The sequence below is a fragment of the Streptomyces pacificus genome (genome assembly GCF_011766325.1).
Taxonomy (GTDB): domain Bacteria; phylum Actinomycetota; class Actinomycetes; order Streptomycetales; family Streptomycetaceae; genus Streptomyces; species Streptomyces pacificus.
The window spans coordinates 1-299 of record NZ_BLLG01000090.1 but is presented as its reverse complement, the minus strand read 5'-3'; the positions used below and the strand labels follow the sequence as shown (position 1 = coordinate 299).

The window sequence follows — 299 nt, the reverse complement described above, 5'->3', positions numbered from 1 at the left end:
GCACCCCGGCGAAGATGATCAGCCGTGACCTTGCCTGCCCCGGACGGCTCTGCACTCATGACGCACTCCCTGACGGACCCGATACTCCCGGTGACGGTGACGGTGACGGTGACGGTGACGGTGACGGTGACGGTGACGGTGACGGTGACGGTGACGGTGACGGTGACGGTGACGGTGACGGTGACGGTGACGGTGACGGTGACGGTGACGGGCTCAGGGCGGCTGGAGCCGTCCGAGGACCAGGCCGGCCAGGACGTGCACGAGCTGATCGGCAGCCTCGCCAGCCACGGAAACAGCCT

At 68.2% G+C, this 299-nt stretch carries 1 protein-coding gene; it reads left to right on the top strand.

Features of this window, described 5'->3' with window-relative positions:
* Positions 1 to 57 precede the first annotated feature (57 nt).
* Positions 58 to 299, top strand: a 242-nt coding sequence (locus SCWH03_RS28385) for a hypothetical protein (protein WP_216854828.1), incomplete at its 3' end; no start/stop codon positions are given.